This is a genomic window from Nocardiopsis potens DSM 45234 (assembly GCF_000341105.1).
Lineage (GTDB): Bacteria > Actinomycetota > Actinomycetes > Streptosporangiales > Streptosporangiaceae > Nocardiopsis_A > Nocardiopsis_A potens.
The window spans coordinates 1-15,061 of sequence record NZ_ANBB01000033.1 but is presented as its reverse complement, the minus strand read 5'-3'; the positions used below and the strand labels follow the sequence as shown (position 1 = coordinate 15,061).

Annotated in this window: 15 protein-coding genes; 9 read left to right on the top strand and 6 right to left on the bottom strand. The window is 73.0% G+C overall.

Annotation, left to right across the window (positions count from 1 at the left end):
* The first annotated feature begins 409 nt into the window (after window positions 1-409).
* The 4 genes from pstS to pstB all read left to right on the top strand — a co-directional run bounded on the left by pstS (window position 410) and on the right by pstB (window position 4,631).
* Complete coding sequence (gene pstS, locus D459_RS0111825; RefSeq protein ID WP_017593221.1) at window positions 410-1,534, top strand: phosphate ABC transporter substrate-binding protein PstS; 1,125 nt, start codon at window positions 410-412, stop codon at window positions 1,532-1,534.
* A gap of 208 nt (window positions 1,535-1,742) precedes the next feature.
* On the top strand, window positions 1,743-2,705 hold the full coding sequence (gene pstC / locus D459_RS0111820; protein WP_026120302.1) for a phosphate ABC transporter permease subunit PstC: 963 nt from the start codon (window positions 1,743-1,745) through the stop codon (window positions 2,703-2,705).
* Complete coding sequence (gene pstA, locus D459_RS0111815; RefSeq protein WP_017593219.1) at window positions 2,706-3,800, top strand: phosphate ABC transporter permease PstA; 1,095 nt, start codon at window positions 2,706-2,708, stop codon at window positions 3,798-3,800. It begins immediately after the preceding gene.
* A gap of 51 nt (window positions 3,801-3,851) precedes the next feature.
* Entirely contained in the window at window positions 3,852-4,631 is a 780-nt protein-coding gene (gene pstB / locus D459_RS0111810; protein ID WP_017593218.1) for a phosphate ABC transporter ATP-binding protein PstB, read from the top strand.
* Between the two features lie 143 nt (window positions 4,632-4,774).
* On the opposite strand, the gene D459_RS0111805 is transcribed toward pstB, so the two are convergent.
* Window positions 4,775-5,392, bottom strand: a complete 618-nt coding sequence (locus tag D459_RS0111805) for a DUF47 domain-containing protein (protein ID WP_017593217.1) — start codon at window positions 5,390-5,392, stop codon at window positions 4,775-4,777.
* Window positions 5,393-5,906: 514 nt separating this feature from the next.
* On the opposite strand from D459_RS0111805, the gene D459_RS0111800 reads away from it, so the two are divergent.
* The 3 genes from D459_RS0111800 (at window position 5,907) to purM (ending at window position 9,021) form a co-directional block, all read left to right on the top strand.
* Window positions 5,907-6,374 (top strand): sterol carrier family protein, encoded by a 468-nt coding sequence (locus D459_RS0111800; RefSeq protein ID WP_017593216.1) that lies wholly within the window; start codon window positions 5,907-5,909, stop codon window positions 6,372-6,374.
* Window positions 6,375-6,419: 45 nt separating this feature from the next.
* Window positions 6,420-7,886, top strand: a complete 1,467-nt coding sequence (gene purF / locus D459_RS0111795) for an amidophosphoribosyltransferase (RefSeq protein WP_020380138.1) — start codon at window positions 6,420-6,422, stop codon at window positions 7,884-7,886.
* A 79-nt stretch (window positions 7,887-7,965) separates the two neighbouring features.
* Window positions 7,966-9,021 (top strand): phosphoribosylformylglycinamidine cyclo-ligase, encoded by a 1,056-nt coding sequence (purM, locus tag D459_RS0111790; protein WP_017593214.1) that lies wholly within the window; start codon window positions 7,966-7,968, stop codon window positions 9,019-9,021.
* A 198-nt stretch (window positions 9,022-9,219) separates the two neighbouring features.
* Here the strand turns inward: purM and D459_RS0111785 are convergent, their stop codons facing one another.
* Window positions 9,220-9,456 carry a DUF3073 domain-containing protein gene (locus D459_RS0111785; RefSeq protein WP_017593213.1) on the bottom strand — a complete coding sequence of 79 codons (237 nt, stop codon included), beginning with the start codon at window positions 9,454-9,456 and terminating at the stop codon, window positions 9,220-9,222.
* 306 nt (window positions 9,457-9,762) lie between these two features.
* On the opposite strand from D459_RS0111785, the gene D459_RS0111780 reads away from it, so the two are divergent.
* A complete protein-coding gene (locus tag D459_RS0111780) occupies window positions 9,763-10,665 on the top strand; it encodes a hypothetical protein (RefSeq protein WP_017593212.1) in 903 nt (300 codons plus the stop codon).
* A 686-nt stretch (window positions 10,666-11,351) separates the two neighbouring features.
* A complete protein-coding gene (gene bldC, locus D459_RS0111775) occupies window positions 11,352-11,555 on the top strand; it encodes a developmental transcriptional regulator BldC (RefSeq protein WP_017593211.1) in 204 nt (67 codons plus the stop codon).
* 119 nt (window positions 11,556-11,674) lie between these two features.
* On the opposite strand, the gene D459_RS0111770 is transcribed toward bldC, so the two are convergent.
* The 4 genes from D459_RS0111770 to D459_RS0111755 form a co-directional block, all read right to left on the bottom strand.
* Complete coding sequence (locus tag D459_RS0111770) at window positions 11,675-12,433, bottom strand: ABC transporter ATP-binding protein (protein WP_017593210.1); 759 nt, start codon at window positions 12,431-12,433, stop codon at window positions 11,675-11,677.
* The gene (locus D459_RS0111765) at window positions 12,430-13,290 is read right to left on the bottom strand and encodes an ATP-binding cassette domain-containing protein (RefSeq protein ID WP_017593209.1); all 861 of its coding nucleotides are present in this window, start codon (window positions 13,288-13,290) and stop codon (window positions 12,430-12,432) included. The genes D459_RS0111770 and D459_RS0111765 overlap by 4 nt, the downstream gene beginning before the upstream one ends.
* Window positions 13,287-14,219, bottom strand: coding sequence for an ABC transporter permease (locus D459_RS0111760; protein ID WP_017593208.1), 933 nt, complete (start codon window positions 14,217-14,219; stop codon window positions 13,287-13,289). The genes D459_RS0111765 and D459_RS0111760 overlap by 4 nt, the downstream gene beginning before the upstream one ends.
* Before the next feature lie 108 nt (window positions 14,220-14,327).
* A partial coding sequence (locus tag D459_RS0111755) for an ABC transporter permease (protein ID WP_017593207.1) occupies window positions 14,328-15,061 on the bottom strand: 734 nt, incomplete at its 5' end.

The window sequence follows — 15,061 nt, the reverse complement described above, 5'->3', positions numbered from 1 at the left end:
TTCGCAGCGCGTTTCCGGAATCACCGCCGGTCGCGAGCCGAATCCGCCGGAACCGGCCTCCGGGGCGGCCCGGCGGGGGACGGCTCCCGGCACCTCCGCCGCCCCCGTACATCCGCCCTGATCAGGGGCGATACCGTGGGCGTGGCGCCTTGGCGGGCGCGGCGCGCCGTGGTTAACCTCACGTCCACATGTTCTCCCTCTTGCCTTCCGGCAATCTCGGCTCCCCGTTCACCCCCCGTTCACCCGGCCTGGGACAGCTGGTCACCTCGTCTCCCTAACGTCGCATTCGACGAGGTCAACGGAGGTTGGCGGAACAATCCGGACAAAGGTCCGCATGGACGGGCAATCTCCCCCCGCTCCTCGTCGCACGACGACACGTTCGGACGTCCAGAGAGAGGACACCGGGGCTGTGAAGCTCTTCAAGTACGGCCGGTTCGCCGGTTACGCCGGGGTGGCGCTCGCCGGGGCCGTCGCCCTCTCCGCGTGCGGCAGCGACGCGGCGGTCGACCCTGAAGCGACCGGCGGCGCCGCCGCGAACGCGGACTGCGTCGAGGGCGGCGGGACGCTCTCCGGAGCCGGGGCCAGCTCCCAGGAGAACGCCATGGCCACCTGGATCGCCGGGTACCAGGGCGCCTGCTCCGACACCACCGTCGAGTACGACGCGGTCGGCTCCGGGGCGGGGCGCTCCCAGTTCATCGACGGCTCGGTCGCCTTCGCCGGCTCCGACGCCGCGCTGGACGAGGAGGAGACCGAGCAGGCCACCGAGCGCTGCGGCTCCGAGGTGGTCAACCTCCCCGGCTACATCTCCCCCATCGCGGTCGCCTTCAACCTGGAGGGCGTCGACTCCCTCAACCTCACCCCCGAGGTCATCGCCGACATCTTCAACCAGGAGATCACCTCCTGGGACGACGAGGCGATCAAGGAGGCCAACCCCGACGTCGACCTCCCCTCCACCGACATCGTCCCGGTGAACCGCTCCGACGAGTCGGGCACCACCGAGAACTTCGTCGCCTACCTCTCCGAGGCCGCGGGCGACGCCTGGCCGCACGAGGTCAGCGGCGACTGGCCGATCGAGCCGGTCGAGGCCGCGCAGGGCTCCTCCGGCGTGGTCTCCGCCATCGAGGGCGGCCAGGGCACCATCGGCTACGTGGACGCCTCGCACGTCGGCGAGCTGGGCACCGCCGCGGTCGGCGTCGGGGACGACTTCGTCGCCTACAGCCCCGAGGCCGCCGCCGCCATCGTGGACGCCTCCCCGGCCCGGGAGTCCAACACCGAGAACGACCACGCGATCGAGCTCGACTACACCACCGACCAGGCCGACGCCTACCCGATCGTGCTGGTCAGCTACGAGGTGGCGTGCATGGAGTACGAGGAGCAGGCCGACGCCGACCTCGCCAAGAGCTTCCTCTCCTACGTGATCAGCGAGGAGGGCCAGAAGGCCGCCGCCGACGAGGCCGGCTCCGCCCCGCTGAGCGCCGACACCCGGGAGGCCCTGCAGGCCACCATCGACAAGATCACCGTGGCGGGTGCCTGATCACCCGGCCTCGGCCCCGTCTCCGGGCGGGGGCCGCACCGACCGGTGCGGCCCCCGCCCCGGCGGCGTTTCCGGCGGACTCGGAGCGGCATGGCCGAAGCTCTCGTCCGGAGACCTCAGAATGTAAACGGCCCTGTCATGGCATGTCCCGAGGACAACCCATGTTCGCCCGGGGGCGAATCTTGACCCATTTCGACCGGAGTCTCACATGAGCACCACGGACTCGTCTACGGCGACCCCGATAACCCAGGGGAAGCGCCGTATCGGCGACGTCGTCTTCGCGAACACGGCACGCGGATCGGGGGTGCTGATCCTCCTGATCCTCGCCGGGGTCGCGGCCTTCCTCCTGATCCAGTCCTTCGACTCCCTCTCCGCGAACACGGCGAACTTCCTCACCACCGAGGAGTGGGACGCCAACACCCGGGAGAACCCCGCGTTCGGCGTCGCGGCGCTGGCCTTCGGCACCGTGCTGGCCGCGGCGATCGCGCTGCTGATCGCCACCCCGGTCGCCATCGGCATCGCGCTGTTCATCGTCTACTACGCCCCGCGCCGCCTGGCCGCGGTGCTCGGCTACATCGTGGACCTGCTGGCGGCGATCCCCAGCGTGGTCTACGGCCTGTGGGGCATCGGGTACCTCGTCTTCCAGCTGCAGGACTTCTACGTGCTGCTGGAGCGCTACCTGGGCTGGATCCCGCTGTTCGCCGGCCCGATCTCCACCACCGGCCGCACCATGCTCAGCGCGGGCATCGTGCTGGCGGTGATGATCCTGCCGATCATCACGGCGATGTCCCGGGACGTGTTCCGGCAGGTGCCGCAGGGCCACCGGGAGGCCGCGCTGGCGCTGGGCTCCACCCGCTGGGAGATGATCCGGATGGCGGTGCTGCCGTTCGGCCGCCCCGGCGTCATCGGCGGCGCCATGCTGGGCCTGGGCCGGGCCCTCGGCGAGACCATGGCGGTCGCGATGATCCTCTCCCCCTCTCTGGTCATCTCCCCCTTCCTGCTGCAGAGCGGGAACCAGACCATCGCGGCGCACATCGCGCTGCAGTACCCCGAGGCGACCGGCTACGGCGTGTCCGCTCTGATCGCGGCCGGGCTGGTCCTCTTCGCCATCACCTTGGTCGTCAACATGGGTGCGCGGTTCGTCGTCGCGCGGCGCAAGGAGTTCTCCTAAATGACCACCACGACCCGAACCCCGTCCACCGGCGCCTCCGGCGACGGTCCGGCGCAGCGCCAGCCCCGGCTGCTCAGCGGTTCGCTGCCGCGGTTCGCCCCGCCGGCCGTGCTGGTCGCCGCCGCCCTGGTCTCGGCCGGCGTGCTCGCCGCCCTGGGCGCGTTCAGCTGGCCCGGGACCGCGGTGCTGGCCGCGGTGCTCTACCTGGTCGCCATCGGCGCCCTCTCGACCGCGGTGGAGAACGGCCGCAAGGCCAAGGACCGCATGGTCACCGGCGTGGTCTACATCTGCTTCGCGCTGGCCATGCTGCCGCTGGTGTCGCTGCTGTCCACGGTGCTGGTCAACGGTCTGGAGCGGCTGGACGGCTACTTCCTCACCGTCTCCATGAACGGCGTGACGCCGAGCATGGACGCCGGCGGCGTCTACCACGCCATCGTCGGCACCGTGGCGATCACCCTGATGGCCGCGGTCATCTCCATCCCGATCGGCCTGTTCACCGCGATCTACCTGGTCGAGTACGGCAAGGGCCGGCTGGCCAAGGCGATCACCTTCTTCGTCGACGTGATGACCGGCATCCCCTCCATCGTGGCCGGCCTGTTCGTCGTCGCGCTCTGGATGATGCTCTTCGGCCCCGGCGAGACCAACGGCGCGGCCGGCGCGGTCTCGCTGTCGGTGCTGATGATCCCGGTCGTGGTCCGGTCCAGCGAGGAGATGCTCCGGCTGGTCCCCAACGAGCTGCGCGAGGCCTCCTACGCGCTGGGCGTGCCCAAGTGGCTGACCATCGTGAAGGTGGTGCTGCCCACCGCCATCGCCGGGCTCACCACGGGAATCATGCTCGCCCTGGCCCGCGTTATCGGTGAGACGGCGCCGCTGGTCCTCACCGCGGGGTCCTCGGCGGTCGCGATCAACTGGAACCTGTTCGACGGGCAGATGATGAGCCTCCCGGTGTTCATCTACGCGCAGGTGCGGATGGGCGGCGCGATCAACATGGAGCGCGCCTGGGCCGCCGCACTGACGCTGATCGTCATCGTGATGCTGCTCTTCCTCGCCGCCCGGCTGATCTCCCGCTTCTTCGCCCCCAAGCTCGGCCGCTGACCGGCACCCGACGACCCACCACGAACTTCACGGAACATCTGAGGACATCCAGTGGCCAAACGAATCGACGTCTCCGGGCTGCACGTGTACTACGGCGACTTCCTCGCCGTCGAGGACGTCTCCATGACCATCGAGCCCCGGTCGGTGACCGCCTTCATCGGCTCCTCCGGCTGCGGCAAGTCGACCTTCCTGCGCACCCTGAACCGGATGCACGAGGTGACCCCCGGTGCCCGGGTCGAGGGCAAGGTCATGCTCGACGACATGGACATCTACGGGCCCGACGTGGACCCGGTCCAGGTCCGGCGGGAGATCGGCATGGTCTTCCAGAAGGCCAACCCGTTCCCCACCATGTCGATCTACGACAACGTCATCGCCGGCGCCAAGCTGAACAACCAGCGGATGAGCAAGGCCCAGGCCGACGACCTCGTGGAGCGCTCGCTGCGCGGGGCCAACCTGTGGGAAGAGGTCAAGGACCGGCTGAACAAGCCGGGCGCCGGCCTCTCCGGCGGCCAGCAGCAGCGGCTGTGCATCGCCCGCGCCACCGCGGTCGAGCCGACCGTGCTGCTGATGGACGAGCCCTGCTCGGCGCTGGACCCGATCTCCACGCTGGCCATCGAGGACCTGATCCACAAGCTCAAGGAGAACTACACGATCGTCATCGTCACCCACAACATGCAGCAGGCCGCGCGGGTGAGCGACCAGACGGCGTTCTTCAACCTGGCCGGCACCGGCAAGCCGGGCAAGCTGATCGAGATGGACGAGACCAACAAGATCTTCACCAAGCCGGAGAAGCAGGAGACCGAGAACTACATCACCGGCCGGTTCGGCTGACCCGCCGGAAGGCCCGGAACGGCCGAGGGCGCCCTGGAGCGGATCCAGGGCGCCCTCGCCGCACTTTCGGGGGGGTGCGCGCCCGCCGGGGGCGCACGGTGCCGCTCAGGGGCGCGCGGCGGCGGCCGCGCGCCCGGGAGCGGTCAGGACTTCTTCACCACGATGCTCTCCACCGTGTTGGCGACGTGCTCGAAGGCGTCGGCGGCGGTCTCCAGCTCCTCCACCACGTCCTTGAGCTTCATCACCGTCAGCGCGTCGTACTCGCCGCTGAACAGGTGCGCCAGCAGCCGGCGGTAGATCTGGTCGGCCTGGTTCTCCAGCTGGTTGATCTCGATCCAGTACCGGGCCAGGTCGTCCATGGTGCGCAGCCGGGGCATCGCCTCGGCGGTCAGCTCCGCGGCCCGCTCCAGCACCTCCACCTGGGCGATGATGCCCTTGGGCAGCCGCTCCAGGCGGTACAGGCCGATCAGGTCCACCGCGGCGTCCATCGAGTCCATGACGTCGTCCAGGGACGAGGCCAGGCGGTAGATGTCCTCCCGGTCGAACGGCGTCGCCGACTTCCCGTTGAGCCGCCGCATGATGGCATGGGTGCGCTCGTCGCCGGCGTGCTCGCAGGCGCGCATCCGCTCACCGACGGCCTCCCTGTCGGCGTCCTCGCTGATCAGCTCGGCCAGCAGGCGTGCCCCGGTGACCAGGTTGTTCGCCGAGTCGGCGAACATCTCGTAGTAGCCGTCGTCGCGCGGTCTCAAGCGCAGGCGCACATCTATCTCCCGAAGTGCGGTGAGTCGTCCGTGAGGGATGGTACGGGCACTATTCGGACAAATGGGTCGCACTTGCGGCGCGGGGACGGCCGAGCGGCCCCGCGCGTCGGTCAGGAAGGCGCGTCACTCCCCGTTCATCGTCCGGTCGAGGGGCGCCGAGAGCCGCCCAGGAGCGCGCTCATCTTATCCACCCAGGCATTTGCACTCCTCACCACGCACACCCCGCACAACGTTCCGAGAACACGACGGAGTCCCCCGAACGGGACATGAATCACAGTAGAACACCGCCCGGCCGAGGCCCGGCAACCCCTGCTCCACACCCTCGCCCTCCGGTGTTCACCGGCGCGTCGGAACCCGTTCGCTCCGCGCCCAGTGTCCTCCCGGGCGACACTTCGGACAAGTGTCGCGGAAGCGACCTGTGGACGACCGGCCGACACCCCCGCCCCCGGCCCAGGCGCCGCCCGCCCCGCCCCGCAGCGCCCGATCGTCCCGGGGGCGCTCTAGGCTCGATTCCATGCCCGCCCGTTCCACCGCGGCGCAGCGCCGGCGGGCCGCGCTGCGCACCGCGCTCGACGCCCAGCTGGCCGCCCTGGGCCGCCCGCCCCACGACGGCCCCGAGACCCCCGCCGCGGTGCTCGCCGCCTGCGCCGCCGCGGTGCTGGACGCCTACGGCGCCGGCCTGCGCCCGGAGCGCGCCGCGGTGCGCGCCGCCGTCCGGGGCACCCTGGACGAGCTGGCCGCCCGCGCCCCCGGGCACAGCCTGGAGGTGCGGGTGCCGCCGTTCGGCGCGGTGCAGGTGATCGAGGGCCCCCGGCACACCCGGGGCACCCCGCCCGGTGTGGTGGAGACCTCCCCGGAGGTCTGGCTCGGCCTCGCGCTGGGCCGCGCGGAGTGGGCGGAGGCGGTGGCCGCGCACCGGGTCTCGGCCAGCGGCGAGCGCGCCGACCTCTCCCCCTACCTGCCGCTCCGGACCGGGGCCTGACCCCCGCCTGACGCGACGGCCCCGGGCAGGCACTAAGCTGAAGGCGTGTCGCATCCCGACGGCCGGCTCAGCATGGACATCGATCCGCTCGAACGACCCGCACAGGACGCGTGCGGCGTCTTCGGCGTCTGGGCGCCCGGCGAAGAAGTCAGCAAGCTCACCTATTTCGGCCTCTACGCGCTGCAGCACCGCGGGCAGGAATCCGCCGGCATCGCGCTGAGCGACGGCGAACGCATCGTCGTCTACAAGGACATGGGACTGGTCTCCCAGGTCTTCAACGAGGCCACCCTGGACTCGTTGAAGGGGCACCTGGCGATCGGCCACTGCCGCTACTCCACCACCGGCTCGCCGGTCTGGGAGAACGCGCAGCCGACGTTCTACACCGCCCGCGACGGCGGGCTGGCCCTGGGCCACAACGGCAACCTGATCAACGCCCCCGAGCTCGCGGCGATGCTGCCGGGCGACCGGCTGGGCGCCACCACCGACACCGAGGTGCTGACCAACCTGCTGGCCTCCAGCTCCGGTCGGACCACCGAGGAGGCCGCACTCGACGTGCTGCCCAAGGTGCAGGGCGCCTTCTCCCTGGTCTTCATGGACGAGAAGACCCTCTACGCCGCCCGGGACCCGCAGGGCATCCGCCCGTTCGTGCTCGGCCGGCTGGACGGCGGCGGCTGGGCCGTGGCCAGCGAGACGGCCGCCCTGGACATCGTCGGGGCCTCCTTCGTCCGCGAGATCGAGCCGGGCGAGATGATCACCGTGGACGAGCGCGGCGTGCGCTCGCTCCGGTTCGCCCAGGCCGAGCCGAAGGGCTGCCTCTTCGAGTACGTCTACCTGGCCCGCCCGGACACCACCATCGCGGGCCGCAACGTCAACTCCACCCGGGTGGAGGTGGGCCGCCGGCTGGCCGCCGAGCACCCGGCCGACGCCGACCTGGTCATCCCGGTCCCCGAGTCGGGCACCCCGGCCGCGGTCGGCTACGCCCGCGGCAGCGGCATCCCGTTCGCCCAGGGCCTGGTGAAGAACTCCTACGTCGGGCGGACCTTCATCCAGCCCAGCCAGACCCTGCGCCAGCTGGGCATCCGGCTCAAGCTCAACCCGCTGCGCGACGTCATCGAGGGCAAGCGGCTGGTGGTGGTGGACGACTCCATCGTCCGCGGCAACACCCAGCGCGCCCTGGTCCGGATGCTCCGCGAGGCCGGCGCGGCCGAGGTGCACGTGCGCATCTCCAGCCCCCCGGTGATGTGGCCCTGCTACTACGGGGTGGACTTCGCCAGCAAGGCCGAGCTGATCGCGGGCAACCTGAGCACCGAGGAGATCCGCGCCTCGATCGGCGCCGACTCGCTGGCCTACATCGGGCTGGAGGAGCTCACCGCCGCGACCCGGGTCCCCGCCGACCGGCTCTGCCGCGCCTGCTTCAACGGGGTGTACCCGATCGAGGTGGACGAGGCCAACCGCGGCAAGTACCTGCTGGAGAAGGCCTGCGGCGCGCCGAAGGCCGGCTCCCCGGCCTAGCCGCGGCCCCGGCGGCGGCCGCCGCCGTCCGCGCCCGCCTTCCCGGGCGCCGAGTCGAATGCAAGTGAGAGGTTTTCCCGTGGCAGAGGCTGCCAAGCCCACCTCGGCCTATGCGGCCGCCGGTGTCGACATCGCGGCCGGCGAGCGCGCCGTCGACCTGATGAAGCGGCACGTGGCCCGCACCGCCCGGCCGGAGCTCGTCGCCGACGCGAGCGGCTTCGCCGGGCTGTTCCGGCTGGACACGTCGAAGTACACCGCGCCGGTGCTGGCCACCTCCACCGACGGCGTCGGCACCAAGGTGCTGCTGGCCCAGCGGATGGACAAGCACGACACGATCGGCATCGACCTGGTCGGCATGGTCGTCGACGACCTGGTGGTCTCCGGCGCCGAGCCGCTGTTCATGACCGACTACATCGCCACCGGCGCGGTGGTGCCGGAGAAGATCGCCGAGATCGTCGGCGGCATCGCCGAGGGCTGCGCCCAGGCCGGCTGCGCGCTGATCGGCGGGGAGACCGCCGAGCACCCCGGTGCGATGCGCCCCGACGAGTACGACCTGGCGGGCGCGGGCACCGGCGTGGTGGAGGAGGACGCGATCCTCGGCCCGGACCGGGTGCGCGACGGCGACGCGGTCATCGCGATGGCCTCCTCCGGCCCGCACTCCAACGGCTACTCGCTGATCCGCCGGGTGGTGGACCAGACCGGGCTGGAGCTCACCGAGGAGGTGCCGGAGCTCGGCGGGGTCCTCGGCGAGGTGCTGCTCACCCCGACCCGGGTCTACGCCCGGGACTGCATCGAGCTGGCCGCGCGGGTCCCGGTGCACGCATACGCGCACATCACCGGCGGCGGGCTCGCCGCCAACCTGGAGCGCTCGCTGCCCGAGGGGCTCGGCGCGGAGCTGGACCGGTCCACCTGGTCGCCGCAGCCGGTCTTCGGGTTCGTCGCCGAGCGCGGCGGGGTCTCCCGGGAGGACATGGAGGCCACGTTCAACATGGGCGTGGGCATGGTGGCGCTGGTGGCCGAGGAGGACGCCGAGCGCGCCCTGGCCGTGCTGGCCGAGCGGGGCGTTCCCGCCTGGCGCGCGGGGACGGTGCGCTCCGGCGCCGACGGGGTCCGGCTGAGCGGCGAGTACGCCTGAGGGCCACGGTCCGTGACGGTGTCCGGAAACAGCGAACAGGGGCGGGTGTCCGGGGCCCGGACGCCCGCCCCTGCCCGGCGGTCGGGCATGGCCGGCATGAACCACCTGGGTGGATCGCACCGGCTATGCCCGACCGCGCCATCGGCTCAGGCGGAGAACGACGGAGACCGGGGTCTTCAGCCGTTCCTTCCGACGCTGCTAGCGGAGGCTGTCCGAGCGATCGGACTCGTCCTCCGCGGGCTCGTCGGGCGAGGAGTACTTCTCCGCCAGGTCCGAGTAGCGGTCGACCAGGTCGTCGTACGGGTCCGGTTCGGACCCGCTGTCCTCAGCGACACCCAGCTCTGACCGCAGCCGGTCAAGATCGGTCCCCCCGGAGCTGTACTTCAGCCTCCGTGCGACCTTCTGCTGCTTGGCCTTGGCTCGGCCGCGCCCCATTGGCTCGACCCCCTCAACGATTGGGTTTGACGAAAACCCCAGATCACTAGCAAAACCGCAATGCCGGGCTGACGGCCGTCAGCGCACTGACGTCTGGCGCCAGCTTACGTACGGATACAACCGTACCCGGTTTGGAACCGACCTGCCTACGCCGCCCACGCCTAACGGGCGGGCCGGCCGCCCGGGGCGGCGCTCCGCCCTGCCCTGCTCCGGCCCGATCCGCCCGCGCACGGCGGGCTTCCGGGCGCCGCCGGCGCGGCGGCCCGGCGGGTGCCCGGGAGGGTGATCTGTGCCAGGATTTCGAGCGTGCTGCCCTACACCGCCTATCTCCGCGTATACCAGCCCTTGACCGCCTTCCCCAGTGCCGAGCGGGCGTACTGGCTGGAGTACGCCGAGTCGCCGGAGCGGCCGCGCAGGGCCGGCGCGGTCGCCGCGGAGCACCGGGAGAGCCTGCGCCGGCTGGTGGCGGCCCCGCCGCGGCCGGTCCCGGAGGAGGAGAGCGGCGACGCCTACGTCCGCCGGATGGGCGGGCGCACCTACATCTGCCCCTGGCAGACCCGGCTCCGCTCCTGGCTGGGGCTGCGCGAGTTCCGCACCGAGACGCCCGCCGCGCTGAGCCCGGCCTACCTGCCCGAGGCGGTGGCCCGCTCCGCCGAGGACGCGTTCCGCCGCTGGCGGGACCGGGGCGAGCCGCTGCGCACCCACATCCTCGGCAGCAACTGGACGGTACCGCTCCCGTGGTTCGCGCCGTTCACCGCCGAGGAGCGCTGCCTGGTGCTGGACGGCGGCGCCGACCCGGCGGCCGAGCGGGAGGAGGAGGCCGGCCCGGCGGGGGCGGCCGGCGCGCCCCGGCGGACCGCGCCGCGGGTGCTGCTCTACGTCACCGAGGTGTCGCTGGCCCGGGAGCGGCTGGAGCGGGCGGTCGCCGCACTCCAGGAGAACATCGGCGACGGGCCGCTGCTGGCCGCCGCCGAGCACCTGGAGGACTGGCTGGCCGGCGTCGCGCACCCGGACGCGCTGCTGGAGCTGGACTACGGCGGCCTGGTCCACCTGCTCGACGACGAGCGGCTGCGCGAGGACGAGTCGGCCGCGGAGATCTCCGCGGCGGTGGCCGGGCTGGAGCGGGGCGAGGACGAGCTGGCGGTGGCCATGTACCGGCGGGCCGCGCAGCGCTGGAAGTCGGTGCGGGCCCTGGAGCGGGCCAACTGAGGGTCACGACTTCACCTGGGATTTCATGAGCCGGTTTCGGATTCGCCATGGCCGCGCCACGCCGAACCGCAACCTGGTGTACCAGGTTTCTCACTCAGCGCCACAAATTTCTTCCCACGTCGATGCAGGTGAAGTGGGGACGAGCTTCCCAGTCCGCATCAAGATCCACCAAAGTGGGCATACCAGTCGATAGATAACCACATAGACTGTGTTCAGCTCGTCACCGAGTGCACTCTGTGTAACCGGAACCCGGTACTGCACTGCGGATCCGGCGCCATCGCTTCCGCGTCGTCGAGGGGAGTTGCCCTATCCACCGGTCCCCTGCCGTCCACCCGCGGACGACCCCGCCCGCCAGGGCGTACGAGTGCGCAGCTCATCCTCCGCCCCCGGTTCCGCCCGGAGCGCCGTAGCACTTTCGGTCCGCCGCATCGAGAAAAACAGGGCCGGAGAACGAAGTTTTGACCGAATACGCCACATGCCACTAAACGTGTCGCTAGAATCACTCAGCGTGACGCAGCACTTGCACGGCTTTGCGACCTCTCATCAAACAAAGTCGCGTTAAGTGTTTGTTCAATCACCTCGGGTGATGCCAATATGGGCCTACGGGCAAATATTGGACATCCGGGCCAAGTGCCAGGATCAAGGCTCAGGATCGGCACACAGATCCAGGAGGAGAGGCCGTACACATGTCGACTCGCACGCCCGAGGCGGAGCCCCTGCTGACCCCTGCCGAGGTCGCCACCATGTTCCGCGTGGACCCCAAGACCGTGACCCGCTGGGCCAAGGCGGGCAAGCTGACCTCGATCCGGACACTGGGCGGCCACCGCCGCTACCGCGAGACTGAAGTCCGCGCCCTGCTGTCCGGCATCCCCAGCCAGCGCTCGGAGTGACCTCCCCGGCGCGTGCCGGTTTCCGGGGGGAGGCAGCATCCGGGAGGGTTCCGGCCCTTCCGGTCCGCTCGAGGCGGGCCGCCGTACGCGGCGGCCCGCCTTTCCCGTTCCCGGGGCTCTCACGGCGTCGCCCCGATCAGCCGGGCCAGCTCCGGCGAGCGCTCCCGGGCCTCGTCCGGGCCGATGTCCGCCGGGACGTCGGCGGCGACCCGGCCCCGGTCCAGCACCACCAGCCGGTCCGCCATCCGGCGGGCCACCCGCAGGTCGTGGGTGACCAGGAGCAGGGTGCGGCCGCGCGCCTCGGCGGCCAGCACGTCCAGCACCCGCTCCTGGGCCAGCACGTCCAGCCCGGTGGTGGGCTCGTCGGCGATCAGCACCTCGGGGCGGACCGCCAGCGCCCGGGCGACCGCCACCCGCTGGCGCTCGCCCCCGGAGAGCGTCGCCGGCCACCTCCCGGCGGCCGCCGGGTCCAGGCCGACCCGGCGCAGCAGCTCCGCCACCCGGCCGGCGGCGGCCCCGCCCCGGGCGTCCTCCCGGGGCAGCGCCTCGGCCACCACCTCGCCCGCGGTGTACCTCGGGTCGAAGGAGGAGAGCGCGTCCTGGGGGATCCAGCCGATCCGGCGCCGCAGCCGGCGCAGCTCCCGGTCGGGCAGCGCCCAGGCGTCCGGAACGCCGCCCACCGCGACCCGGCCCCGGTCCGGCCGGTCCAGCAGGGCCGCCACGCCGACCAGCGTCGACTTCCCCGATCCGCTCTCGCCGACCACCGCCACCGACTCGCCCTCGGCGATCTCCAGGTCGACGCCGCTCAGCGCCTCGACGCGGCGCCGGCGGCCGCCCAGTCGGCGCACCACCCCGGTGCAGCCGATCGCGGCGCTCACCGTGCCGCTCCGGGCGCCCCGGCGGGCTCCCCCGGGCCGGGCGGGGACCCGGCCGGGGCGGCGGCGCGCACCAGCTCGGCGGTGAACGGGTGCCGCGGCGCGGCCAGCACGTCGCGGGCCGGCCCCTCCTCGGCGATCCGGCCGCCGTCCAGCACCGCGATCCGGTCCGCCCACCGGCCGGCCACCGCCAGATCGTGCGTGACCAGCAGCAGCGCCCGGCCGGAGCCGTCCGGGGCAGAGCCGTCCGGGGCGGCGGCGTCGGCGCGCAGCACGTCCAGCACCCCGGCCTGGGTCACCGGGTCCAGCGCCGAGGTCACCTCGTCCGCGATGAGCAGCCGCGGGCGCAGCGCCCGGGCCAGCGCCAGCGCGACCCGCTGCGCCTGCCCGCCGGAGAGCTCGAACGGGTAGGCCCGGAGCAGCGCGGCCGGGTCGTCCAGCCCGGCGCCGCGCAGCGCGGCCAGGCCCTGCTCGCGCCGGCGCCCGCGCGGCACCCCGTGCGCCTTGAGCGTCTCGGCGAGGTGCGCCCCGACGGTGATCGTCGGGTTGAGGCTGGCCTGGGCCTCCTGGAAGACGTAGCCGACCTCCCGGCCGCGCAGCGCGCGCAGCCGGTCCGGCGGTGCGGCGAGGAGGTCGGCGGTCCGGCCGCCGCCCAGGTCCAGCAGGGCCGCACCGGAGCGCTCCGCGCCGCGCGGCGCCAGGCCGAGCAGCGAGCGCGCGGCCAGGCTCTTGCCGCTGCCGCTCCGCCCGACCAGCGCGGTCACCCGCCCCGCGGGCAGCACCAGGTCGAGGCCGTCGATCACGGTCCGCCCGCCGAGGCGGACCCGCAGCCCGGTCACGGCCAGCACCGCCCCGCTCACCAGGCCCTCCCCTCTCCGGCGCCGCGCCGCTCCAGTCCGGTGGCGACGGCGTTGACCGCGATGATCAGCAGCACGATCGCCCCGGCGGGCAGGGCCACCGTGTACCACTGTCCGGTGAGCAGCAGGGCGCGCGCGTCGGTGAGCATGTTCCCCCAACTGGGCGTGTTCGGCGGAATCCCCACTCCGAGGAAGCTCAGGGTGGACTCGGTGAGCACCGCGTGGCCGACCTCGAACGCGGCGACCGCGGCGATCGGCGGCAGCGCGTTGGGCACCAGGTGGCGCAGGAAGATCCGGGTCCGGGACAGGCCCAGCGAGCGGGCAGCCCGGACGAACGGGCGGCCGCGCAGCGCCTTGACCTCGGCGCGGGCGATCAGCGCCACCGGCATCCACCCGGTCACCGCGATCGCCGCGACCACGGTCGCCGGGGACGGCCCGGCAACCGCCGCCAGGGTCAGCGCGACCAGGATCATCGGCAGCGCGAGCAGCGCGTCGGCGGTCCGCGCCACGGCGGCGTCCAGCCACCGCGGCGCGACCGCGGCCAGCGCCCCTACCGCGGTGCCGAGCAGCACCGTGGCCGCGCTCGCCGCAACGCCGACCGCCAGCGAGTGGCGCGCCCCGTACAGCATCCGCGCGAGCAGGTCCCGGCCCAGCCGATCGGTGCCGAGCGGGTGGCCCGGCGAGCCCGGCGGGAGCGAGGTCGCCGCGGTGTCGGTGGCCACCGGGTCGTGCCCGGCCAGCACCGGCGCCAGCAGCGCGGCCAGGGCCATCGCGCCGAGCACGGCGGACGCCGCCACCGCCCCGGCCCGCCCGCCGGGCACCCGCGGCAGCAGCCGCGCGGTCCACGGCGCCCGCCTCCCCGGTACCGGGGGCGCCCCCGCGCTCCCGGTGTCCTCCTCGGCCACCTCGGCTCCGATCACCTGCCGGTCCACCGCTCCTCCTCTCCGTCCGCCCGCTCCTCGGCCGCCGGTCCTCCTCCGGGACATCGCCCCGGCGTCCGCCCCCGGGCCGCCGCGCGGGGAGCATCCGAACCGGTCACCTCAGACCTCCCGGAGCAGTCGGATGCGGGGGTCGAGGCGGGCGGTGGCCAGTTCGCCGACCAGGTTGGCGGCGACCACGATCGCGCCGGTGACCAGGACGACCGCGAGCAGCACCGGGTAGTCCTGGGCCCGGGCGGCGTCCAAAGCGAGCCGGCCCATGCCCGGCCAGGCGAAGACCACCTCGACCGCGTAGGCCCCGGCCAGCAGCTGGGCGACGCCGACGCCGAAGCGCGCGGCGAACGGCACCAGGCCGGGTCGGAGCACGTGGCGCAGCCGAACCGCGCCCGGCGGCAGCCCGCGGGCCTCGGCGTTGAGCACGTGCGGCGCCGAGCGGACCCGGCGCACCCCGGTCTCCACCAGGCGGACGTAGACGCCGAAGTGGTGGCCGAGGGTGAGGGCCAGGGCGGGCAGCACCACCGCGGAGGCGACGGCGGCGGCGTCCGGTTCGACGCCGGGGCGGCCCAGCCCGCCCGAGGGGAACCAGCCCAGCCAGACCGATCCGGCGAAGAGCAGCAGCAGCGCCGAGACGAACCCGGGCAGGCCGCCGAGGGCGAACACGCACAGCCCGATCGCCCGGGGCACCGCGGCGCTGCGGGCCGTCCCCGCGACCAGGCCCAGCGCCACCGCCCCGACCAGGCTGAACACCGTGGCGACGGCGGCCAGCAGCAGCGTCCACGGCAGTGCGGCCGCGATCTCCCCGGCCACCTGGCGGCCGGTCATGTAGGAGGTGCCCA